This is a genomic window from Caballeronia sp. ATUFL_F1_KS39, from assembly GCF_023630985.1.
Lineage (GTDB): Bacteria > Pseudomonadota > Gammaproteobacteria > Burkholderiales > Burkholderiaceae > Caballeronia > Caballeronia zhejiangensis.
The window spans coordinates 164193-185857 of sequence record NZ_JALQDZ010000056.1 but is presented as its reverse complement, the minus strand read 5'-3'; the positions used below and the strand labels follow the sequence as shown (position 1 = coordinate 185857).

Here is a 21665-nt window from a genome sequence, read left to right as displayed (position 1 = left end):
CATGAAGATCGTCGTCATGGGAGGTTCGGGTTTGATCGGCGCGAAAACGGTCGCGATCCTGCGTTCGAAGGGTCACGAGGCCGTCGCCGCTTCGCCGCGCAGCGGTGTGAATGCCGTAACGGGCGAAGGATTGCATGAAGCGCTTCGCGATGCGCAAGTGGTGATCGATCTGACGAACGCGCCTTCGTGGGCGCCGGACGACGTCATGGCCTTCTTCCGCGCATCGGCGACGAATCTCGGCAAGGCCGAGGCCGCGGCGGGCGTGCAGCATCATGTGGCGTTGTCGGTCGTCGGAACGGACCGCATGCCGGACAACGGCTATTTCCGCGCGAAGGCCGCGCAGGAGAAGCTGATCGCCGAAGCGGGCGTGCCGTATTCGATCGTTCGCGCGACGCAGTTCTACGAGTTTCTCGGCGGCATCGCCGATGCCGGCATGCAGGACGGCAAGGTGCATCTGTCGCCGGGACAGTTTCAGCCGATCGCCGCGGACGATGTCGCCGCGATCGTCGCGGATGTCGCGCTCGGCGCGCCGCTGCTCGGCATCGTCGATATCGCGGGGCCGGAGCGTGCGCCGCTCAATCGGATCATCGGCCGGTATCTGAAGGCGAAGGGCGATGTGCGCGAGATCGTCGTCGATCCGGACGCGACGTACTTCGGCGGCACGATCAGCGAAGACTCGCTCGTGCCGACCGGCGAAGCGCGTCGCGGCGGCATCGGTCTGGATGAATGGCTGGCACGCGCGCACGCGTGAGTGTGACGGCGGGCGCCGCCGTGCCCGGCGCCCGCTTCGGTTGCGCTTTTCGGATGGTCAGAGATATTCGACGTTGCCGTCGACGCTGATGGCTTGTCCCGAGATGTTGCGCGCCGCCGGCGATGCCAGGAACAGCGTCATCGCTGCGATATCGTCGACCGTGACCATGCGGCGCAGCGAAATCTTCTTCAGGTACTGCGCTTTCATTTCATCGAAGCCGACTCCCGCCGATTCGGCGCGCGCGGCGATCACCTTGTCCATGCGCTCGCCCTCGACGACGCCCGGCAGGATCGCGTTGACGCGGATATTGCTCGGCCCGAGTTCGACGGCCAACGACTTGACGAGACCGACGATCGCCCATTTCGTCGATGCATACGGCGTACGGTACGCATAACCCAGCCGGCCAGCGACGGACGACATCGCGATGATGCCGGGGCGATCCGACGTCTCCTTGAGCAGCGGCACCGCGCGACGCAGAAAATAGTATTGGCTGTTGAGATTCGTCGCGATGGTTCGCTCCCAATCGTCCGGATCGATGGCTTCGATCCCGGCAGTCGGACCCGCGATGCCCGCATTGTTGATGAGCAGGTCGAGCCCGCCGAGCCGCGAGCGCGCGTCGTCGATGACGCTATCGACTTGCTCGCGCGCGCCGACATCGGCGACACCGGCATGCAGCTTCGGATTGCGCGCTTTGGCGCCATCGACCGCCTGCTGGTTCACGTCGCAGATATAGACTTGCGCGTCGGCTTGCACGAATGCGTTCGCGATTGCAGCGCCGATGCCGGCAGCCGCGCCCGAGATGAGTACGCGCAAGCCCGGGACCGGTTTGAGAAGCTCAAAAGTATTAATGTTCGATATCGACATTCGTTCGGTTCATCAGCGAGCGGGAGAAGCATCGGCGACGGGACGCTGCGCGGCGTGAATCGATTTCGCGAGCAGCGGCACCAGCAGCAAGCCCAGCACCGAGGCAGCCACGACGACGTTGAAGCCCGCATCGCTTCTGCCGGTCATCGTTTCGGCGAGCCCGAAAAGATAAGGTCCGACGAAGCCGCCCAGCAAGCCGATCGTGTTGATGAACGCGAGGCCGGCCGCCGCTTGCACGCCTTGCAGCCGCTTCATCGCGACGGCCCAGTACGACGGCAGAATGCCGCCTGCAAAGAAGCCCGTGATGCCGAGCAGCGTAATCTGCACTGCCTGATTCCGGCTGGCGAGGAACGCACACGCACTGACGACGACGCCCGCGGTCAGCACGCCGAGAAAGCCGCATTCGTTGCTCACACGGCGATGAATGCGCGGAAGGGTCAGCACGCCGAGCAGAAAGCCTATGCCGACACTGCTCGACAGAACGCCGACGAGAATCGGCGAGCTCACATGCATCTGCGCGACGATCGACGGCGTGAAGAAATACAGGCCGACGAACGCCACCTGATTTAAAAAGTAGATGAGCGCGATCAGCACGGTCGTCGGGCGCTTGAGCGCGGCGAGCCAGTCTGCCGTGGTGAGGTCCGCGTGTCCGTGCGTGTCGATGACCGCGTGCGTTTCGAGCGCCTGCGCTTCCTGCGCGGACAGCCACTTCACTTCGGAGGGACGATTCGGAAGCTTGAAGAACAGCACGATGCCTAACACGATGGTCGGCAAGCCTTCGAGCAGGAACATCCACTGCCAGCCGTGAAGACCGCCGATGCCGCCGAGCTGCATCAGACCCGCGCCCAGCGGATTGCCGATGATGAGCGCGATCGACGGCGCGGTGTAGATCCATCCGACGGCAACGGCGCGGTCTTTGGGCGCGAACCAAAGCGTGACCATGTACATCAGCGCGGGAAACAATCCCGCTTCGGCGACGCCCAGCAACACGCGCAATATGTAGAAGGACCACTCGCCCTGAACGAACATCATCGCGGTCGAAAGCGCACCCCACGTCACCGCGATTCGCGCGATCCACGCGCGCGGCCCGACGCGATGCGCGATCAGATTGCTCGGCACTTCGAGCAGCGCATAGCCGATGAAGAAGATGCCGGCGCCGAGTCCATACGCCGCGGCGCTGATGCCGAGGTCGGCAGCCAGGGCGCTCTTGGCGAGCGCCACGTTCGTGCGATCGATGAACGACAGGAAGTAGATTCCGCACATCAGCGGAAGCAGTCTTGCCATGGCCTTGCGAGTCGCAAGCCAATGCGTTTCTCCGAGGCTGTGGTCAACAGTAGCGGCAGTCATGATGTCTCCAGATTTGACTTCTTCGAGTCAGAGCGAAACGTTGTCGCGCCCTTTGAGCCCGAGCATGGCTCGCGCATCGGCGGGTGTCGCGATGTCGAAAGACAACTCTTCGAGAATGCGGCGAATCTTGCGGACCTGTTCGGCATTCGATTTCGCCTTCACGCCTCGCGACAGGTAGACGCTGTCTTCGAGGCCGACTCGCACGTTGCCGCCCATGATCGCGCCCATCGTCACCAGTGACATCTGATGACGCCCGGCGCCGAGAATCGAAAGATGGTAGTTCTCGCGTCCGAAAAGACGGTCGGCAGTCGCGCGCATCATCGAAAGATTCTCGGGATCGTGGCCGATTCCGCCGAGAATGCCGAACACGGATTGGATGAAGAATGGCGGCTTGATCAGCCCGATATCGATGAAATGCGCGAGGCTGTACAGATGCCCCACGTCATAGCACTCGAATTCGAAGCGCGTTCCATAGTCGCGGAATTCGGTGAGGATGTTTTTGATGTCGCGGAACGTGTTGCGGAAGATCATGTCCTCCATGCCTTCGACATAATCCTTCTCCCAGTCGAAGCGCCACGAAGACATCCTCGCCGCGACGGGATGAAGCGAAAAATTCATCGAGCCCATGTTCAGCGAGCACATTTCCGGCTTCGCCACGCGTGCGTAAGCGAGGCGCTCGTCGAGCGTCATGCGCGTGCTGCCGCCCGTCGAAATGTTGATGACGGCGTCGGTTTGCGCGGCGATCGCGGGCACGAATCGCCGGAATATTTCGGGCGATGGCGTCGGGCGGCCGTCTTCCGGATTGCGCGCATGCAGATGAAGAATCGCGGCCCCGGCCTCGGCGGCTTCGAGCGCCTGATGCTTGATGTCATCGGGCGTGATAGGCAGATATTCCGACATCGACGGCACATGCGCCGAACCGGTCACGGCGCAGGTGATGATGACTTTGCTGCTCGGATTGCTCATTGAATGTCCTTCGAAAACGCGCTCGATGGGCGAGCTTCGGCAATGCCCCGGCGCGCCTGAACAAGGCAAGCGCGGGAGGACGCCGTTGGAAAACGTAGGGCGGAACGGGAAACGACCGTGCGGCTGGCTTAAGCCGGCGGCGACGAACTGACGTGAAGTTGGCGTTGCATTAGCTGTCTCCGATGGATTCGCGAGTCGCGCATTCGCGATGCGGACTCGTCTTGTTACGGTGATAGTAGTGGGATACGATGCGCTGCGAAAGGTCATATTCGGACAAGGTGGTGTCCCCGCAGGACACACGAGGAGGCGCTGTGTCGTCGAGACTGCCACTGTTGAACGAGCGCATCTATGCGCCCTACAAGATCGCCGCGCTGGTGGACGTGCTCGCTGAGCAAGGCATTGCGCCGGCGGACAGCCTGAAGGGAAGCGGCGTTGCGCCCGAGGAGATCTATGATGCCTCGGTGATGACGTCCGTCCGGCAGTACGCCGCTGTATGCAGCAACGCCGTCGCGCTTTCCGCCGACCCGCGAACGCCGTTCAAGACGGGCGCGCGGCTGCATCTGGCCGCGTATGGCATGTACGGCTACGCGCTGATGTCGTGCCTGTCGCTGCGCGATTACTTTCGGCTCGGCGTCAAATACCATCGGCTCGCGACGCCGACCATCACCATCGAATGGCACGAACATCCGGACACGTCGGTATGGACGTTTCCCGACGCGTTCACGTCGCCCTTCCCGCATGACGTGCAGCAGTTCCTGCTCGAACAGCAGTACACGCAGCATGTGACGCACTTGCAGGATGTCGCGGGCAGAAGCTGTCCGCCGATGCTCGCGCGCTTCTCGTATCCCGCGCCGCCGCACGCCTCCATCTATCCGGAGTATCTCGGCTGCCCATGCGAGTTCGACGCCGACGAATGTCAGCTCATCTACGACGGCGCGATACTCGAACTCAAGCCTCATCTCGCGGACAGGCACTCCGCCGCGCTTCTGCAGGAGACGTGCGACAGGCTCATCGGACAGGCGAAGACATCGACCGGTGTTTCCGGCGAGGTCTATCAGGTTCTCATGCGCAAGCCGGGCGAGTTTCCCGGCATGGAGACCGTCGCTAGCGCGTTGAAGATGACGAGCCGCACGCTGCGTCGACGGCTCGAGTCGGAAGGCACGTCGTTCGTCGCCATCGTCGACGATGTGCGGTGCTCGCTCGCCACCGAGTATCTGAAGACGACGAAACTGAGCACGGACGATGTCGCCATGCTGGTCGGCTTCACCGACACCGCCAATTTCCGCCGGGCGCTGAAGCGCTGGACCGGCAAAGGCCCCGCCGAAATTCGCGAGCAGGAGTGACGCCGGCCGCGCAGGCTTTTCATTCGTTACTTCAGACAAAAATGGGTTCGACGGCGCACATACGTAACCTTACAGAAATATAACAATGCACTCACTTCGCGGCAGTGGCGAATAAGCGAAGGCTGAACCGAGGAGTGTGCGAAATCCGAATCCGTCGAATTGCGATCGATCGCATCGACCGGATCGAGCAGTCGCGGACTCGAAAAAAACATCAACACTCGTGTGCCAGGGGGACCGTCGGATGCTGCATTCTCACTTCTTCGATTCTGCTGCGAACCAGCCGGACAGCCCTGCGTTATGGGTCGATGAGCGTCTTTACAGCTACCGCGAGATTGAAACCCGGGTCCGTCGCTTGTCGGCGGGACTGGCGGCGTTCGCACGAAGCACCTGCACGAGCCGATGCCTGCTGTTTGCATATCGCAGCGTCGGCGCGTATGTCGGCATCCTGGGCATTCTCGATGTCGGCATGGCCTATGTGCCACTCAACCCGAAGATGCCGGCAGCGCGGATCGCGGCGATCATCCGGCAATCCGGCGCGCCGTTGATGCTCGTCGATCGGCGTTGCGCCGAGTCGCTCGATGAAGTGCTGTCCCTGCTCGACGAACCTCCGCAGATTGTCCTGCTCGACGCAGACGCGGAAGAATCGCAACTTCCATCCCCTGCTTTCTCGCTCATGCAGAGCCGAGGCGCCGCGCACGACATCGCCTACATACTTTTCACGTCCGGTTCGACGGGATCGCCGAAGGGCGTGCCGATCACGCATGCGAACGCCGATGCGTACGTGAACGGCCAGTTGCAACTGGTCGACAAGGTGCGCGATGCGCGTTACATGCAGCTATGCGAGCTGAGCTTCGATCCGTCCGTGCATGACATGTTCGTCTGCTGGGCGAACGGCGGCTGCCTATATGTGCCCGAAAACGTCGATCCCGTCGGTAACGCGAGCTTCGTCCAGACGCACCGGATCACGCATTGGTGCAGCGTGCCATCGGTCGCCGGCATCATGCAGCAAATGCGCAAGCTGCCGGCGGGCGCATTTCCGAGCATTCGCGTGTCGATGTTCGGCGGCGAGCCGTTGCCTCGCTCGCTCGCGCAGGCGTGGATGCGTGCCGCGCCGAACAGCCGGCTGCTGCACATGTACGGGCCCACGGAAGCGACCGTCGCCTGTACGTGCTTCGAAGTCACGCCCGAATTCCTGGACGATCCGCAGCACACGGTCATACCGTTGGGCCAAGGCCTGCCCGGCGTGGAACTCATGATCGTGGATGCCGAGCTCGAACCGGTCGCCCCGGGCCAGACGGGCGAATTGCTGATCGCGGGACCGCAGCTTGCCGAAGGCTATCTGTCGTCCGACGAACCCGGCAATAGCCGGTTCATCGCGATGAACTATCCGGGCAAGACCGCGCATCGCTGGTATCGATCCTCCGACGCCGCGCGCGAAACGACGCCACACGGGATCGTGTTTCAGGGCCGTCTCGATACACAGGTGAAAATCCGCGGCCACCGGCTCGAGCTGGAAGAAGTCGAACATGTCGTGCAAGCGGCCAGCCACGCAGCGTCGTGCGCGGTTGTCCCGTGGCCGCTCGACGAAGTCGGACGAGCAACCGGCCTCGTCGCGTTCGTGACGAATCCGGAAGTCGAGACCACGCATGTTTTGCGGGCGTGCCGGCAGCGTCTGCCGGTCTATGCGATGCCGCAACGGATCGTCATCATCGATGCGTTCCCGCTGACGGTGAACGGCAAAATCGACAGAAAGGCGCTCGCGGAATATTGCGCGCGCGGCGAGGTCGCGGCGTGAGGCGTGGGGCGATCGGCCCGCGTCGTTTCAATCGATATGCTCCGTCGCGGCCAGCGTGCCTGTCGTGAGGCCGATACGAAGCATTTCTATCAGCCGTTCGATGTCGCCTACGGTGTTGAACATCGCGAGCGACACGCGGATGCCGCCACGCTCCGGCGAGACGCGCACGTTGTTTCGAGCGAAGTAGTCGGTCCACTTGTCGACCGGCAGTTTCAGCACGTATATGTGATTGCGCTTGCCACGCGCTCGCGGACCGACGACGCTCACACCCAGCGCATCGAGGCGTTCGAGCAGCAGATCGCCGAGCGCCAGCACATGCTTCTGGATCGCCGCGACGCCTACGCTCTGAATGAGGCAAATCGCCGCGGAAAGTGCGTGCAGGTCCGGGAGATTGACGTTGCCGAATTCGAAGCGCCGCGCGTCCTTGCGTAAAGCCATGTCGTCGGGACGGGCGACATAGTCGGCTGGCGGATTCGCCATGCTGGACATCGCAAGGTAAGCCGGCTGCAATTCGTCGAGACCGTCGGCGATATAAAGCACGCCGAGTCCTTGCGGCACGAGCAAGCCCTTGTGCGTGCCGGTTGCCAGCACCGAAATGTTCAGCGCCTTGACGTCGAGCGGAATGACGCCGACGGACTGCATCGCATCGACGATCAGGTAAATGCCGCGCGCCTTGCACAGCCGTCCGATGCTCATCAGGTCATGGACCTGGCCCGCATGGAACGTCACATGCGAAAGCGAAACGACTTTCGTACGCGCATCGATATACGGCTCGAAGGTCTTGGCGGTGGCAATCTCGTCGTCCGGCAACGGCGCGAACCGCACTTCGATGCCATTGCGCTTGAGGTTCAACCACGCATAGGCGTTGTTGGGATGATCGCCTTCTATCAGCACGACGTTGTCGCCGGCCCGGAGCGGGACCGCGTTCGCCGCGATATTGAGTCCTTCCGACGTGTTCTTGGTGAATGCGATTTCGGTCGGCGCCGCGTTGAAGAACGTCGCGACGCTCTCGCGTGTTTCCTCGACACGTCGCAACCAGACCGGCTTCGGACCGGCCATCTCGAAGCCTTCCGACAAGAAGGCTTCGAGCGCTTCGCGCACGCTTAGCGCAAGCGGCGTCTGGTGGGCGGAGTCGAGATAAAGCTGCCTTGTGGTGACGGGGAACTGCTCGCGGACAGCGGCGAGCTTTGCAGTCGGGATCATGAGCGATGTCTCATTTCAGGTTTTCTTTGCGAGGGCATACACGGCACGGCACGAATCCGTCGAGGCATTAGACGATCGCCGAGAAGCGATGTCAAACACATTCCGATAAGTGGAACTACCGAGTTCCTATTTATGGAATCGTTAGACGGAGATGCTAAACTGGCCGCATGTCTCCCACCATCGCGAACCTTCCTGTCACCCTCCGGGCCCGCAATTCGAATCGAGTATCCTAGGGAACCGCTTTTCGCCTGATCCGCGAAGGATGCGCGGCACAGGCCCATAAAACCAGAAAACCCAGCACACATGCGCAAGGAAGAACAAGCCATCGTCGAGACGTCCGAGCCGGAGGTCTCTCCCACCGAGCGCGCGTTTCACATCATCGAAATGGCTGCGCAAACCGGTCGCGTGACGACCGCCGACATCATCACCGCGCTCGGCATTCCGAAGACCACTGCGCATCGCCTCGTCAGCAATCTCGAAGAGTTCGGCTTTCTCGAACACGGCATGGAACGCGGCCGGTATCAGGTCGGCCCGCGCCTGCTGGAACTCGCGACGAACATCCTCGCGGCGTCCACCTCGCATGGGCCGATCCACGCGCTGCTGATGGAACTGTCGCGACGCACGGATGAAACGGTGAGCCTCGGCGTCATGCGCGGCTCCGAGGTCGTGTATATCGACAGCGCGATCGGCAATTCGCCGTTGACGCTCAATTTTCAGAAAGGGCATCGCGCGCCCGTGCACTGCACGTCCAGCGGGCGCGTGTTTCTGGCGAACATGGAGAAGAAGCAGCTCGACGCTTATCTGCTGAGCGGACCGTGGGAACCGATCACGCCCTACACCATCGTCGATCCGGAACGGCTCAGGCTCGAAATCGACCTCGCGCGAAAGAATGGCTATGCGACCAACGATTCCGAGTTCGCGATCGGCGTGGTCGGCGCCGCCGTGCCGATCTCGGGGCCGCACGGCCGCCTGATCGCTTGCTTGAGCATCTCGGCGCCCAAAGCGCGCAAGTCGCTGGAAGACATTACCTTGCTGGTGCCGACCTTGCAGGCAGCGGCGCTGCGAATCACAAAGATTCTCGGCGTGATCGACGGCGGAACGACCGCCGAAGACAATGCCGATACCGATAGCAAGGCGACGCGCCGCAAGCGCTCCTGATCAACCGCCCGTCACGCGACCGATCTCCGCGCCGGCGGTGACGAAGCGGATCGCGCGGCGCATGTAGAACACGCCTTTCGTGCGGCTTCTGAGCGTCGTCGTTGCGCCGGTGATCGGGTCGACGATGTCGCAGATCGCCTCGCCGACCTCCACCACGTCGCCGATGTTCGCCGCGTACACCACGATGCCGCTGGTCGCGGCGTAGAAATGCTCGCTCGCCGCTTGTCGCGTCGCCGGATGAATCAAGGCGGGGCATGGCGACGGCGTATCGCGGATAGCGCCCCGATCGACGAGATAGGCAACGATCGCTCGCGCATGACGCCGCGCCGATTCATACGTGACGTCGCGCTCGCCGGCGCACTCGACGATGGCGGCGACAGCGCCCTCGCCAACCGGATACCGGTCGCCGAAGCGCGCTTCGACGTCGGCCCACGCCAGGCGCGTCCAGTCGATGAAAAGCCCGAGATCCGCGCCGTCGAACAGCATCTGCGCCCGCGATTGCAGATGGCGCGCGAGCGGTTCGACGCGCGGCCACGCGGCGGTGTCGGCATAGACGTGGACGACCGCTTCCAGCGAGCAATGAATGTCGAGAACGATGTCGGCATCGCAAGACAGCTTCAGCAGGGTCGAACGCAGCGCGTCGAATTCCGTCGTCGGCGCGCAAGCATCGAGCGATGCGCGCATTGCGTTCTTTATCGCGCGCCTGTTCGCGTCTTCGTCGCTGCCGAGACGGCCTTCCAGATGCGCGCAGATGTCCGAGGGACGCGCGACGCCGCGATTGAAGTTCGCGGCGCTATTCAGCTCGAAGCAGCCGAAGAACTGGCCGAAGACATGCTGACTCAGTCCGATCGGATTCGCTATCGGAACGAGCGTGACGGTCGCGTCGAGCTTGCCCGCGGCTTCGAGCGCCTGGAGTTCGTCGCGCAGGACGTGCGCCGTGAGCATCGCGGGCGTTTCGTCGGCATGAAGCGATGCCTGCAGATAAACCTTCATGTCCGCGTCCGGCGGCCCGAACGTCAGGCTTACGAGATCGCGCTGCGTACCGATGGTCGCTGCGAGTAACGGCGTCCGCTTGAGTAGCACCTTTCGTCTCCTTTCTACGATGACGCGCGAGGTTCCGGCTGCGCAACGAGATTCTAAACTCGCGCATCTGAAAAATGCCGTTTACGGTTCTAAGTAGTTCCACTTATCGGAACTTCATTGACATCGAATTTGGCATGCGCTCAAATGTGCCACATCGGACACACAAGGGACATCGTCCATGAGTTCTCTTCTACACGGATATGGCGCGCTCGTTCTCGAAGGCGCGCTGCAGACCGTGCAACTGGCGGTCTGTTCGCTGGCGCTGGCCTTCGCGATCGGCTTGCTCGGCGCCTGCGCGAAGCTGTTCGGCAGCCGATGGATCGCAAAACTGGCCCGTCTCTACACGACGATCGTGCGCGGCGCGCCGGATCTCGTGCTGATGCTGCTGCTCTACTACAGCATCCAGATTCTGCTGAACGGCATCACCGAGCGTTTGCATTGGACGCAGATCGATATCAAGCCTTTCGCGGCCGGTGTGATCGTGCTGGGTCTGATCCACGGCGCGTACTTTACCGAGACGCTCCGTGGCGCTTTTCTGGCGATTCCGCGCGGGCAACTCGAATCGGGCACTTCGCTCGGCATGTCGTTCGGTCATGTCCTTGCGCATATCCTGTTTCCGCAAATGATGCGCTATGCGCTGCCGGCGCTCGGAAACAACTGGCAAGTCATCGTCAAATCGACGGCGCTCGTATCCATCATCGGACTCTCGGATGTCGTCAAAGCCGCGCAAGACGCAGGCAAGACCACCACGCACTACTTCTTTTTTATCGGCGTGGCCGCATTCGTTTATTTGCTGATCACGACAGCATCCAATCTCGTATTACGTCACCTCGAAAATCGATATGACGTCGGCGTGCGCAAGGTGAACGTATGATCGACATCTTCCGCGAATACTGGCGGCACTATCTTTATACCGACGGCTATCAGTTCACCGGATTGATCGTCACGATCTGGCTGCTGCTGTTCTCCGTCGTGCTCGGATCCGCACTGGCGGTGCCGATGGCCATCGCGCGCAGTTCCGCGAACCGTTTCCTGTCGCGCGCGGTCTGGCTTTACACCTATCTGTTTCGCGGCACACCGCTATTCGTTCAGTTACTGCTTTGCTATACAGGCGTGTTCAGCCTCGACGTGATTCGAAATCACGAGCTCACGAACGCGTTCTTTCGGGACGGAATGCATTGTTCGCTACTGGTTTTCGCATTGAATACATGCGCCTATACGACCGAGATTTTCGCCGGCGCGATCAAGGCCACGCCTGCGGGCGAGATCGAAGCCGGCGTGGCCGCGGGAATGTCGACGTTGCAGCTTTATCTGCACGTCATTCTCCCCTCCGCGCTGCGGCGCTCGTTACCGAGTTATAGCAATGAAGTCATTCTGGTCTTCCATTCGACTTCCGTTGCATTCGCCGCAACCGTGCCGGATCTGCTGAAAGTGGCGCGCGACGTGAATTCCGCGACCTATCAATCGTTCGCCGCATTCGGCATTGCGTTTCTGCTCTATTCCGCGATCACCTTTTCGCTGGTCTGGCTCTTTCGCCAGGCGGAAAACCGTTGGCTCGCTTACCTGACACCGCAAAAATGACTAACGATGTCTGCATCGAATCGTCGCGTTCACCTGAAAAAGTCGTGGTCGCCGATCTTCACAAGAGCTTCGGTACGCACGAAGTGCTGAAAGGCGTGTCGCTCAGCGCGCGCGCCGGCGACGTCATCAGCGTTCTCGGCTCGTCGGGCTCGGGCAAAAGCACGCTCTTGCGCTGCATGAACTTGCTCGAACATCCGTCGGCGGGCCGCATCTTCGTCAATCAGACGGAAATCCGCATGAAGCAGGACAGGACGGGCACGCTTAAGCCGGTCGACAAACATCAGTTGCGGCGCATACGGTCCAAGCTCGCGATGGTGTTTCAGCACTTCAACTTATGGCCGCATATGACGGTGCTCGAAAACGTGATTCATGCGCCGATTCACGTACTCCGACTCGGTCGGCGCGAAGCCGAAGAATATGGCCGGGCCAATCTCGACAAGGTCGGTTTGGGCGTCGATATCGCCGGCCGTTACCCTGCGCATCTCTCGGGTGGCCAGCAACAGCGCGTCGCAATCGCCCGCGCACTGACGATGGATCCCGACGTTCTGCTTTTCGACGAGCCGACTTCCGCTCTCGATCCCGAACTCGTGTCCGAAGTGTTGAAGGTCATGCAGAAACTCGCGGCGGAAGGACGGACGATGATCGTGGTGACGCATGAGATGAACTTCGCCCGCAATGTTTCCAGCGAGATCATTTTTCTGCATGAAGGACGAATCGAAGAGCAAGGAAAACCGGCGGACCTGTTCGCCAATTCCGCAAGCAGCCGGCTCCGAAGGTTTCTGTCCGCGGCATAGCTTTTCTTTCTCTTTATCGACAACAAGATCATCAGCCGGAGACTTCTGTAATGAAACGATTCGTGTCGACCCTGCTGTTTTGCGCGGCCGCCTTCACCTCATCGTATGCAAGCGCTCAGGATGCGTCGACGCTTCGATACGGCGTGGATCCGTCGCATCCGCCGTTTTCATCGCGCGACTCCAGCGGCAAGCTCGTCGGATTCGACATCGATCTCGGGACCGAAATCTGCAAGCGCATGCACGCAAAATGCGAATGGGTTCAGAACGACTTCGATGGCATGATTCCCGCGCTTCAGGCCAAGAAATTCGATGCCATTCTCGCGTCCATGTCGATTACCGACAAACGCAAACAGGTGATCGATTTCACATCGAGGTTATATAAGACGCCGAACAAACTGATCGTGCGTAAAGACACGAACCTCGAACCCACCGCGGAATCGCTGAAAGGAAAATCGATCGGTGTCCAGCAGGGCACCGTTCCCGAATCCTATGCGAAGGAACATTGGGCGCCCGCCGGCGCGCGCGTCGTTTCTTATCCGAATTTCGATCAGGTATTCGCGGATCTCGCCGCAGGCCGTCTCGATAGCTGCTTCACCGATGCAGCCGTCGGCGAGTACGGATTCCTGAGAACGCCGCAAGGCGCCGGTTTCAAGTTCACCGGCGGCAATGTCTATGCGAGCAACGGCGCGGGCATTGGAATCCGCAAGTCGGATATCGAACTGAAGGAAAAGATGAACAAGGCGATCGCCGACATGCTCGCCGACGGCACCTATAAACAACTCGCAGCCAGGTATTTCCAGTTCGATCCTTACGGCAGTTGAGAAGTTATCGTCTCGACGCCGGCATCAGCGGATCCCGACCTCACACTTGCCGAACGGGGATGATTGCAGTGAAACATGTGCCATCGGCGAGCGATGACGATACCTGCAGATCGCCATGGTGAGCCTGCACGATTTGCTTGCAGATGAAAAGACCGAGACCGAGACCCCCGCCTCGCGGTTGATCGGCGGGCCGCCAATATGGCTCGAACACTTTCCTGATGTCCTCGGGCGCAATGGCATCGCCACCGTTCTTCACGGCGATGATCAATTTACCGGCCTCGACTTTCCCATTTACGGTAATAGGCAAGTCCGCCGCGCCATGCGTGATTGCATTGCCTAACAGATTGGACAATAGCTGCTGCATACGAACCGAATCGCAGTGGACGGTTCCTTCAATGGCGATGCTGTCTTCTATCATCAAGCCGGGATGACCCGCCTTTGCCTCGGAAACGATATCGCGCAAAAGCTTGCCGAGATCGGGCACCGGCGCGATGTGGGCGCCGAGTCCGGCGCCCAGGCGTCCGCGCGCGAAGTCCATTACATCGTCGATCAAACCCGCCATTCGGCCGGCGACCGCCTTCAATCGCAATCCGAGTTGAGTGATCTCGGTGGTTCCACCTTTGATCGAAAGATATTCGGCAATCGAATGCACCGCTGTTAGCGGATTGCGCAGGTCATGTCCGAGAACGGCGATGAACTGCTCACGCAATTCCGCGGCCTCGCGCGCGTGCGATAGCGCAGTTGCCGACGCAGAGCGGTTCTCCTCCAGTTCGAGCTCAAGCGCGATGAGCTTGGCGTACGCCTCGAACATGCAGACCGTGCGGACATCGGACAGATAGCGCGGACGCGGATCGATCGCGCATAGATTGCCGAAGTACCGGCCGTTGGATAGAACGATCGGCACGGAGATATAACTTTGAAGGTTATAGATTCTGGCCGTGTGATGACCGCAGTAACGCGGATCGTTCCCGAAGTCATCGATGACGATCGATTCGCGCGCTTCTCGCGATTCGAAGCATAGCGTCGTCTTCAGATCGAGTTGACCGCCGACTTCCAGACCGAAGCCAATGTCGTCGTGAACGGCGCACGCTGTCCATGTATTGTCTGTCACGCGCGCGACCGCGGCGTAGCCCATCGATGTTCTTTCGCAAATCGCCTTGAGCATCGAGCCCACGGCACTCACGCGGCCGATAGCCTCGATGTCGTCCTTCAGTGCGTCAGGGCCGTCTTCCCCGGTCAAAGTTATCATGTCGAATGCTGCTGAGATGTGACAAGGCCGTATTATGCGCCGCGAACATTTCTTTTTAGCTCCGAAAGTCCTGCCCAATGCGAGACATGCTGACTTCTTTCTTCTGGAGCGGCGACGCGATCCGCAGTCGTCGCGTCAGTGACATCGTTCTATCCGGCACGCTCGATCTGCCTGCGCCTCCCGCGTCGATGCTCGCGGATTGGCAGAGAGAAACCACGACGCGTCTCGCGCTGCAACCCGGTGATGTCGAGCCGATGCATCTCGCGCGGACGCAATTTCGCTGGCCGGACTACAAACGCTGCGTGCAGGCCATGTCCGACTGGACCGGCGCGCTGGGGCTTCCCGCGGTGCTCGACGATAGCGACATGGCGTTGATGGCCTGTCGTGGCGCCAGGTATCACCATGACGGCGAGCAGTATGGCGGCGCCGCTTTTTGCAATCTCTTCCTGAGCGAAGACAAAGGTCTGGACCTGCACTTCCCCGCTACCGGACAACGCATTGCGCTGACGAGGGGAACGGCCGTGATCTTCGATACGGTCCAGCCTCACGGCGTCATTCAGCGCGACAGCGACCGCTTCTGCGCCGCCGACTTCCCCCCGGACCACGACTTCACCCAGATTTTCCTGACGTGGGAACTTCCCATCGAAGACGCCGATACCGGAAACGCGCTGAACGTCGTCTTCGATAGCGACCGCTCGAACGCGCTGCAACTCGAGGAAGCGCAAGTCTGGCTGAACGGCTCACGAACCGCCGTGTGCCCGGAATCGGGTTGCTGGGTGCGCGTCTGAGTCGCGATCGCGTCTGCGCTAAATCGCAAAAATCATCGTTGACGCTCTCTTGAAATCCTCCTATAACCATCCACATGGATGGTAACGGGAGGTTTTTCACGCTATGGCAAAAGAAGTGCCGGATCGCTCGCGAGGCAGCGAAACCGAAAAAATCACCATCAATCTCGGTCCGGTCGACTTGGGCCAGATCGATCTGCTCGTCGAGGAAGGCTTTTACTCGAACCGGACGGATCTGATCCGCACGGCCATCCGCAATCAGTTGTCGATTCATGCGCCGGCTCTGAAGGACACCGTGACGCGCCGCGAACTCGTGCTCGGCCTTCAGCATTTTTCGAAACAGGATCTCGAGGCGGCATGCGCGGCCAATCAGCGTCTGCGGATTCAGGTGCTCGGTTTGGCGAGCATTGCCATGGACGTCTCCCCCGAACTCGCGCTGGCAGCGATCGACTCGATTCTGGTTCGAGGCGCGCTCCATGCGTCACCGGCAGTCAAGGCCGCATTGGCGGATCTAATCCGCTGATGCGCCTGACGCCTTCCCGCTAACGGAATAAACATGAAACTCAACGAAGGTTTTTTGGACTCGATGAAAGAGGCATTCGCGCTCTTTCGCAGCAACGATCCCGCCGCGGCCGCGGAAATCGTCAAACGCGCCATGCGCGGCGAACGGACGGACACGGCAACCGCGCACCCTAACCCGCAGGACGACACGACGACCGCGCGATTCGCCGATCTCTTGCAACCCCGGCGCCACGCCGGCAAGACGCGGACTGATGCGGACGTGCAGGATCGCGGGCACTTCAGCACGCGTCGTTATGTCGGCGCCGCCGGTCAACGCGATTACAAGGTCTACGTACCCGCTCATTCACGTCGCGATCCTTTACCGCTGATCGTCATGCTGCACGGCTGCACCCAGGACGCCGACGACTTCGCATCCGGCACGCGGATGAACGCGCTCGCCGAAACGCACGGCTTTATCGTCGCTTATCCGATCCAGCCGCAGAACGCGAATACGTCGAAATGCTGGAACTGGTTCAGGCACGGCGACCAGCAGCGCGACCACGGCGAGCCGTCGCTGATCGCGGGCATCACGCGAGAGGTGATGGCCGATCACGACGTCGATCCGAAACGCGTCTTCGTTGCAGGGCTTTCGGCCGGCGGCGCAATGGCGGCGATCGTGGCGCAAACCTATCCCGACCTTTACGCGGCAGCAGGCATTCACTCGGGCCTGCCCGTGGGATGCGCGCACGACTTGCCATCGGCGCTGGCGGCCATGCGCGGTGGCAAGGCCCGATCCAAGGCGCGCAAAGCCGGCCGGGCGGACATTCATCACGCGCAGGCGTCGCAATGCCCGCTGATCGTCTTTCACGGCGATGCCGATGCCACCGTGCATCCTTCGAACGCCAACGAACTGGTACGCGAGTTTTCTGCGAGCGAAGCGGCACCCGCCCGCGCGTCGAGCGGTGACGGCCGCGCGCGCAAACATACGGTCCGGCACATGACGTCGCAAGCCGGGGTGGATGCAGAACTCTGGATCATCCACGGCGCGCCGCATGCGTGGTCCGGTGGCTCGTCAAGCGGAAGCTATACCGATCCGTCCGGCCCCGACGCCAGTGCCGAAATGCTGCGATTCTTTCTCGAACATCCGCGCCGGCAGTGAGCGGTCGCCTTTGCGCCCTCGATCGGCGGCGTCCGACCGGTTGCCGCCGGTCGGATAACGAAACGCAGCGCGCACCGCGTCACGCGCCAAAGGCCTTCGTCAAAGCCGGCACGCTCAACACCGCCGTGTAATAGCCCATGAACTGCACGCCGGTATTGAAGCCGAAGTTGCGCGACAGCAATCCGCCGAGCAAGCCCACGCTCAGAATCACGAGCAGACCGAGCAGTTGCCCTTCCCACACGCTGATTACGACGATCAGACCGACGAACGTCGCGATGATCGCCTCGTGACTCAGCTTCCTCGCGACGAACGACGCCGCGCGATGCGCGTAGTTCATCGACAGCGGATACGCGACGAGCGCCGCGAGCACGACCGCGAGCAAGCCGAAGCCGAGGAACTGCCACGTCGTCATCAACGTATGCAGATTGTTGATGTGGCCCGTCGCCGTATCGACGAAAAAGCGCGGCGGTGCGTTGAATAGCGGCGCGGCCGGTCCCGCCGCGACAGGACTCAGCGGCAGACCGAACGCGATCAGCGGAATCAGCGCTTCGGCGATGTAAGTCGCTTCGGTCACGCCGTTGCGCGCGGAGATCACCGTCGTCAGGCGATGATACGCATGCCTCACACGCGAGCCGACGAGTTCGCCGAGCACGACCGTCATCGCGACCGGGCTGAACACGAATGTCGCGCTCGATATCGCCGCGGTGGCCGCGACCCAGCCGCGTTGCTGGCCGTCGAGCACTTTCATCGGATTGGGGAAGTAGCCGCTCCAGCCCTTCACGTCGGGCGCGAGCGAGAACGTGCGGACGCGTTCGCGGCGCATGCGGGCGCGATCGGCGGGCGAGAGTATCGAGAACAGATCGGCGATGAGCGGCCCGATCGCGATGCCGAGGAAGTAGCTCACCGAGAGCTTCACGCCGTATTTGCCCGTGAGCGCCTGAAGACCGACGATCACCAGCACGAACGGCACGAGCAGAAACACCGAAGCCCATCGTCCCGACGAAAAGAACGCAATGGCGACCGATGCCGCGAGAAACACCCACGGCGCGGCCTTCGTGATGACCGGCCCGAACGGCGCGAGCAGCACGGCGAACAGCACCGCGAGCGGCACGGCGACGAACGCCGCGACGATCGCGCCCGAGATCATCTTGCGCAGGGCGATATGCGGCACGCCGAGGTTGCGCAGCATCGTCGCCTGTTGCAGCAGGGGCGTGGCGAGCGTGTCGCCGGGAATGCCGAGCAAGGCGGTCGGAATCGCGTGCGTCATGTGCTTCGACACCGCGCCCGCCATGAAGAACGAAAACACGCCGACGGGCGGCACGCCGAGCAGCACGACGAGCAAGGTGAGCGGCGCGAGCGTCGTGGTTTCATCGGTGCCCGAAATGAGGCCGATGCCGGAGAACACGATCGCGCCGATGAGTCCCATGCCGAGCGCGACGAGCAGTTGAGTGACGAACGGTTCCATCAGCGCGCTCCTTCGCGTTGTTCATCGCGTTGTTCATATTCGGCGAAAAGCTCGTACAAACCGAGCTCCTTCATTTCCGCGACGACCGAAGGCGGCAGGTCCGCGACGCGCCCGAGTCCGCCCGCTTCGTTCGCGAGCTGCTTCAGCACTTCCTCGCGGCCCGCCGCGCCGTGCGCTTCCTCGACCACTTCGCGCTTCGGCTTGAAGAGCTTCGCGCAGACCGCGCCCGCGATCAGGCATCCGGCGAGGCCGACGAGCATCGCGTAAGCGCGGGCCATCGCGGCATCGGGCACATAAGCGGCGAGCACGCGATTCGCGACGGCGAACGCGCCGTAGCTGATCGCGATGCCGAGCACGACCGACCACGCGAGATGCCGCGTATCGACGGTATCGCCCCATATTTCGACGAGCTGATACTCCGTCGTTTCGGCGCTTTGCGAGAGCGCCCGGCCGCGCTCGTGCGCGGCGAGTTGCTGTTCCATGTCTCCTCCTTGAATGGAGTGATCAGATGCACTGCTTTTCTTGTCGCTGACGCTTGGCCTCGAGTGCGCGCGCCACGCGCGATGACGTTTCGCGCTTCAATGCCGTCGAAATGAACGCGCCCGCTTGCACAAGTCCGTTCAGATCGATGCCCGTCTCGATGCCCATGCCCTCGCACAAATAGACGATGTCCTCCGTTGCGGCGTTGCCCGTCGCGCCCGGCGAATACGGACATCCGCCGATGCCCGATACCGAGCCATCGAACACCGCGACGCCGCGTTGCAGCGCCGCGTGCACGTTCGCGGCGGCCATGCCCCACGTATCGTGGAAGTGACCGGCGAGCGCATCGACGGGAATGTGTTCGATGCACGCGTCGAGCATCGCCTGGGTTTTTAGCGGCGTGCCCGCGCCGATGGTATCGCCGAGACTGATCTCGTAGCAGCCCATGTCGAAGAGCTTCCTTGCGACGCGCGCGACGGCTTGCGGCGCAATCTCGCCTTCGAACGGGCATCCGAGCACGCAGGATACATAACCGCGAATGCGTACGTTCGCCTCGCGCGCCGCCGCGATCACCGGTTCGAAGCGCGCGATGCTTTCGTCGATCGAACAGTTGATGTTCTTCTGCGAGAACGATTCGGATGCCGCCGCGAAGACCGCGATTTCATCGACATGCGATGCGAGCGCGGCGTCGAGGCCCTTCATGTTCGGCACGAGCGCGGCGAGCGTCGTGTGCGTGGCGCGCGCCTTGTCGCGCACGCGTTCGAGCACGTGCGCGCCATCGGCCATTTGCGGCACCCATTTCGGCGATACGAACGAGGCCGCTTCGACATAGCGCACGCCCGCATCGATCAGGCGCTCGATGAGTTCGGCCTTCACATCGGCCGATACGGGCGACGGCTCGTTCTGCAAGCCGTCGCGCGGACCGACTTCGACGATGCGTACGCGCTTTGGCAGCTCATTCATCGCGCGGCCCTTGCAGAAGACTCATGCCGTAATCGACGCTCACGTTGCGCGCGGCGACCATCTTCTTCACGACCCAGTCGATATCCGTGCCACTCGCGCCCGCTGCCAGCGCGATGTTGCGCGCGTGCAGCGCCATGTGGCCGCGCTGGATGCCCTCCGTCGAGAGCGCACGCAACGCGCCCATGTTCTGCGCGAGACCGACCGCGACGGCGATCTCGCCGAGTTCCTGCGCCGAGCCCACGTTCATGATCTTCAACGCGAGACGCGCGAGCGGATGCGTCTTCGTCGCGCCGCCGACGAGTCCGACGGGCATCGGCATTTCGATCGTGCCGACGAGGTCGCCGTCGTTCGCCACTTCCCACGTCGTCAGCGACGTATAGCGCCCGCCGCGGCTCGCGTACGCGTGCGCGCCCGCCTCGACCGCGCGCCAGTCGTTGCCCGTCGCGACGATCACCGGATCGATCCCGTTCATGATGCCCTTGTTGTGCGTGGCGGCGCGGTACGGATCGATCGCCGCGAACAGATACGCATCGACGACGCCGGCGATCACGTCCTCGCCCGCGTATTCCTTCGTTTGCAGCGTGGCCGCACTGTAGCGAACCTGCGCGCGCGCGAGGCGCAGATCCGCGAGATTCGACAGGATGCGCAGACGCACCTTGCCGCCCGTGATTTCCTCCATGCGGCCCGCGACGGTTTCGGCCATCGTGTTGACGGTGTTCGCGCCCATTGCGTCGCGCACGTCGACGATCAGATGCGCGACGATCATCGCGCCGCGCGGCGTGTCCGGAAACACGTGCACTTCGATGTCGCGGCAGCCGCCGCCGAGACCGATCAGCACCTTGTCGCGCGCGTTCGCCATTTCGATCAGCTCGTCGCGATGCTTGAGAATCGCAAGCCGCGCGCCATACGGGTCCGACACGCCGACGATCTGCACTTGCGCGCGCATCAACGGCCCGGTGCTGGAGGTGCGAAAGCCGCCCGCCTCGCGCGAGAGCTTCGCCATGAACGACGCCGCGGCGACGATCGACGGCTCTTCGACCGCCATCGGCACCAGCACGTCGCGGCCGTTGATCTGGAAGTAGCCCGCCACCGCCATCGGCAATTCGAACGTGCCGACGACGTTTTCGATCATGCCGTTCGCGGTTTCGAGCGGCAGCGCGCCGGGTTTCGCGAGGAGCGCGTGCGCGGCGTCGTCGAGGTCCGCTGCCTGCGCGATGTGCGAGAGGCGTTGCGCGGGCGACATCGCGCGGAAGTTCGGCAACTTCGAATCGATCATGTGTCTTCCTCTTCTGTCTGGATGTGTGTCGTGAGTGTTTGCTTTCGATGCTTGCAGCAACGCACCGGGTGAGCGAATAAT

21 protein-coding genes are annotated in these 21665 nt (G+C 62.0%); 11 read left to right on the top strand and 10 right to left on the bottom strand.

Annotated features, from left to right (window positions below; translation table 11 throughout):
* The first annotated feature begins 1 nt into the window (after position 1).
* The gene (locus tag NCR93_RS28475) at positions 2–751 is read left to right on the top strand and encodes an SDR family oxidoreductase (protein ID WP_008346543.1); all 750 of its coding nucleotides are present in this window, start codon (positions 2–4) and stop codon (positions 749–751) included.
* Positions 752–808: 57 nt separating this feature from the next.
* Here NCR93_RS28475 and NCR93_RS28470 read toward each other — a convergent pair whose 3' ends face one another.
* From NCR93_RS28470 to kce, 3 genes are read right to left on the bottom strand one after another with little or no spacing between them, the layout of a single operon-like run.
* Complete coding sequence (locus NCR93_RS28470; protein ID WP_175980167.1) at positions 809–1600, bottom strand: SDR family oxidoreductase; 792 nt, start codon at positions 1598–1600, stop codon at positions 809–811.
* 27 nt (positions 1601–1627) lie between these two features.
* Positions 1628–2962 (bottom strand): MFS transporter, encoded by a 1335-nt coding sequence (locus NCR93_RS28465; protein WP_033536003.1) that lies wholly within the window; start codon positions 2960–2962, stop codon positions 1628–1630.
* Between the two features lie 27 nt (positions 2963–2989).
* Positions 2990–3928: a 3,5-dioxohexanoate:acetyl-CoA acetone transferase gene (kce, locus tag NCR93_RS28460; protein WP_008346539.1), complete on the bottom strand. Its 939-nt coding sequence runs from the start codon at positions 3926–3928 to the stop codon at positions 2990–2992.
* A gap of 311 nt (positions 3929–4239) precedes the next feature.
* On the opposite strand from kce, the gene NCR93_RS28455 reads away from it, so the two are divergent.
* Together NCR93_RS28455 and NCR93_RS28450 are read left to right on the top strand one after the other, a co-directional pair.
* Positions 4240–5271, top strand: coding sequence for an AraC family transcriptional regulator (locus NCR93_RS28455; protein ID WP_175980168.1), 1032 nt, complete (start codon positions 4240–4242; stop codon positions 5269–5271).
* A 241-nt stretch (positions 5272–5512) separates the two neighbouring features.
* Positions 5513–7066: an amino acid adenylation domain-containing protein gene (locus tag NCR93_RS28450; RefSeq protein WP_175980169.1), complete on the top strand. Its 1554-nt coding sequence runs from the start codon at positions 5513–5515 to the stop codon at positions 7064–7066.
* 27 nt (positions 7067–7093) lie between these two features.
* Here NCR93_RS28450 and NCR93_RS28445 read toward each other — a convergent pair whose 3' ends face one another.
* Positions 7094–8269, bottom strand: coding sequence for an aminotransferase class V-fold PLP-dependent enzyme (locus NCR93_RS28445; RefSeq protein WP_175980170.1), 1176 nt, complete (start codon positions 8267–8269; stop codon positions 7094–7096).
* Between the two features lie 303 nt (positions 8270–8572).
* On the opposite strand from NCR93_RS28445, the gene NCR93_RS28440 reads away from it, so the two are divergent.
* Positions 8573–9427, top strand: coding sequence for an IclR family transcriptional regulator (locus tag NCR93_RS28440; RefSeq protein WP_008346531.1), 855 nt, complete (start codon positions 8573–8575; stop codon positions 9425–9427).
* On the opposite strand, the gene NCR93_RS28435 is transcribed toward NCR93_RS28440, so the two are convergent.
* On the bottom strand, positions 9428–10510 hold the full coding sequence (locus NCR93_RS28435; RefSeq protein ID WP_008346529.1) for a M14 family metallopeptidase: 1083 nt from the start codon (positions 10508–10510) through the stop codon (positions 9428–9430).
* Between the two features lie 178 nt (positions 10511–10688).
* Between NCR93_RS28435 and NCR93_RS28430 the strand changes: the two genes are divergently transcribed.
* The 4 genes from NCR93_RS28430 to NCR93_RS28415 are packed head-to-tail and all read left to right on the top strand — an operon-like array spanning position 10689 to position 13706.
* A complete protein-coding gene (locus tag NCR93_RS28430; RefSeq protein ID WP_008346526.1) occupies positions 10689–11384 on the top strand; it encodes an ABC transporter permease in 696 nt (231 codons plus the stop codon).
* A complete protein-coding gene (locus tag NCR93_RS28425; protein ID WP_175980172.1) occupies positions 11381–12091 on the top strand; it encodes an ABC transporter permease in 711 nt (236 codons plus the stop codon). Before NCR93_RS28430 ends, NCR93_RS28425 begins: the two co-directional genes overlap by 4 nt.
* Positions 12088–12885, top strand: coding sequence for an ABC transporter ATP-binding protein (locus NCR93_RS28420; protein ID WP_175980173.1), 798 nt, complete (start codon positions 12088–12090; stop codon positions 12883–12885). The genes NCR93_RS28425 and NCR93_RS28420 overlap by 4 nt, the downstream gene beginning before the upstream one ends.
* A 50-nt stretch (positions 12886–12935) precedes the next feature.
* On the top strand, positions 12936–13706 hold the full coding sequence (locus tag NCR93_RS28415; RefSeq protein ID WP_175980174.1) for an ABC transporter substrate-binding protein: 771 nt from the start codon (positions 12936–12938) through the stop codon (positions 13704–13706).
* Positions 13707–13746: 40 nt separating this feature from the next.
* Here the strand turns inward: NCR93_RS28415 and NCR93_RS28410 are convergent, their stop codons facing one another.
* Positions 13747–15033, bottom strand: a complete 1287-nt coding sequence (locus NCR93_RS28410; protein ID WP_341829805.1) for a GAF domain-containing sensor histidine kinase — start codon at positions 15031–15033, stop codon at positions 13747–13749.
* An 8-nt stretch (positions 15034–15041) separates the two neighbouring features.
* Between NCR93_RS28410 and NCR93_RS28405 the strand changes: the two genes are divergently transcribed.
* The 3 genes from NCR93_RS28405 (at position 15042) to NCR93_RS28395 (ending at position 17400) form a co-directional block, all read left to right on the top strand.
* Entirely contained in the window at positions 15042–15743 is a 702-nt protein-coding gene (locus NCR93_RS28405; protein ID WP_175980175.1) for a hypothetical protein, read from the top strand.
* Positions 15744–15846: 103 nt separating this feature from the next.
* Positions 15847–16263, top strand: coding sequence for a ribbon-helix-helix domain-containing protein (locus NCR93_RS28400; RefSeq protein ID WP_175980176.1), 417 nt, complete (start codon positions 15847–15849; stop codon positions 16261–16263).
* Positions 16264–16296: 33 nt separating this feature from the next.
* Positions 16297–17400 carry an extracellular catalytic domain type 1 short-chain-length polyhydroxyalkanoate depolymerase gene (locus tag NCR93_RS28395; RefSeq protein ID WP_008346510.1) on the top strand — a complete coding sequence of 368 codons (1104 nt, stop codon included), beginning with the start codon at positions 16297–16299 and terminating at the stop codon, positions 17398–17400.
* Positions 17401–17479: 79 nt separating this feature from the next.
* Here the strand turns inward: NCR93_RS28395 and NCR93_RS28390 are convergent, their stop codons facing one another.
* Genes NCR93_RS28390 through NCR93_RS28375 form a run of 4 tightly spaced genes read right to left on the bottom strand, consistent with a single transcriptional unit; the run spans position 17480 to position 21584 of the window.
* Positions 17480–18865 carry a tripartite tricarboxylate transporter permease gene (locus tag NCR93_RS28390; RefSeq protein WP_175980177.1) on the bottom strand — a complete coding sequence of 462 codons (1386 nt, stop codon included), beginning with the start codon at positions 18863–18865 and terminating at the stop codon, positions 17480–17482.
* Complete coding sequence (locus NCR93_RS28385; RefSeq protein WP_175980178.1) at positions 18865–19347, bottom strand: hypothetical protein; 483 nt, start codon at positions 19345–19347, stop codon at positions 18865–18867. Before NCR93_RS28385 ends, NCR93_RS28390 begins: the two co-directional genes overlap by 1 nt.
* A gap of 22 nt (positions 19348–19369) precedes the next feature.
* Complete coding sequence (locus NCR93_RS28380) at positions 19370–20308, bottom strand: hydroxymethylglutaryl-CoA lyase (protein ID WP_239295318.1); 939 nt, start codon at positions 20306–20308, stop codon at positions 19370–19372.
* A complete protein-coding gene (locus NCR93_RS28375) occupies positions 20301–21584 on the bottom strand; it encodes a hydroxymethylglutaryl-CoA reductase, degradative (protein WP_175980180.1) in 1284 nt (427 codons plus the stop codon). Before NCR93_RS28375 ends, NCR93_RS28380 begins: the two co-directional genes overlap by 8 nt.
* Between the last annotated feature and the right edge of the window lie 81 nt (positions 21585–21665).

Excerpts from the sequence above, each read along its gene's own strand:
- NCR93_RS28430 (WP_008346526.1), top strand. The coding sequence starts at position 10,689 with ATGAGTTCTCTTCTACACGGATATGGCGCGCTCGTTCTCGAAGGCGCG.
- NCR93_RS28375 (WP_175980180.1), bottom strand. The coding sequence starts at position 21,584 with ATGATCGATTCGAAGTTGCCGAACTTCCGCGCGATGTCGCCCGCGCAA.
- NCR93_RS28395 (WP_008346510.1), top strand. The coding sequence starts at position 16,297 with ATGAAACTCAACGAAGGTTTTTTGGACTCGATGAAAGAGGCATTCGCG.
- NCR93_RS28465 (WP_033536003.1), bottom strand. The coding sequence starts at position 2,962 with ATGACTGCCGCTACTGTTGACCACAGCCTCGGAGAAACGCATTGGCTT.
- kce (WP_008346539.1), bottom strand. The coding sequence starts at position 3,928 with ATGAGCAATCCGAGCAGCAAAGTCATCATCACCTGCGCCGTGACCGGT.
- NCR93_RS28440 (WP_008346531.1), top strand. The coding sequence starts at position 8,573 with ATGCGCAAGGAAGAACAAGCCATCGTCGAGACGTCCGAGCCGGAGGTC.
- NCR93_RS28390 (WP_175980177.1), bottom strand. The coding sequence starts at position 18,865 with ATGGAACCGTTCGTCACTCAACTGCTCGTCGCGCTCGGCATGGGACTC.
- NCR93_RS28400 (WP_175980176.1), top strand. The coding sequence starts at position 15,847 with ATGGCAAAAGAAGTGCCGGATCGCTCGCGAGGCAGCGAAACCGAAAAA.
- NCR93_RS28405 (WP_175980175.1), top strand. The coding sequence starts at position 15,042 with ATGCTGACTTCTTTCTTCTGGAGCGGCGACGCGATCCGCAGTCGTCGC.
- NCR93_RS28425 (WP_175980172.1), top strand. The coding sequence starts at position 11,381 with ATGATCGACATCTTCCGCGAATACTGGCGGCACTATCTTTATACCGAC.
- NCR93_RS28380 (WP_239295318.1), bottom strand. The coding sequence starts at position 20,308 with ATGAATGAGCTGCCAAAGCGCGTACGCATCGTCGAAGTCGGTCCGCGC.
- NCR93_RS28420 (WP_175980173.1), top strand. The coding sequence starts at position 12,088 with ATGACTAACGATGTCTGCATCGAATCGTCGCGTTCACCTGAAAAAGTC.
- NCR93_RS28450 (WP_175980169.1), top strand. The coding sequence starts at position 5,513 with ATGCTGCATTCTCACTTCTTCGATTCTGCTGCGAACCAGCCGGACAGC.
- NCR93_RS28415 (WP_175980174.1), top strand. The coding sequence starts at position 12,936 with ATGAAACGATTCGTGTCGACCCTGCTGTTTTGCGCGGCCGCCTTCACC.
- NCR93_RS28445 (WP_175980170.1), bottom strand. The coding sequence starts at position 8,269 with ATGATCCCGACTGCAAAGCTCGCCGCTGTCCGCGAGCAGTTCCCCGTC.
- NCR93_RS28385 (WP_175980178.1), bottom strand. The coding sequence starts at position 19,347 with ATGGAACAGCAACTCGCCGCGCACGAGCGCGGCCGGGCGCTCTCGCAA.
- NCR93_RS28475 (WP_008346543.1), top strand. The coding sequence starts at position 2 with ATGAAGATCGTCGTCATGGGAGGTTCGGGTTTGATCGGCGCGAAAACG.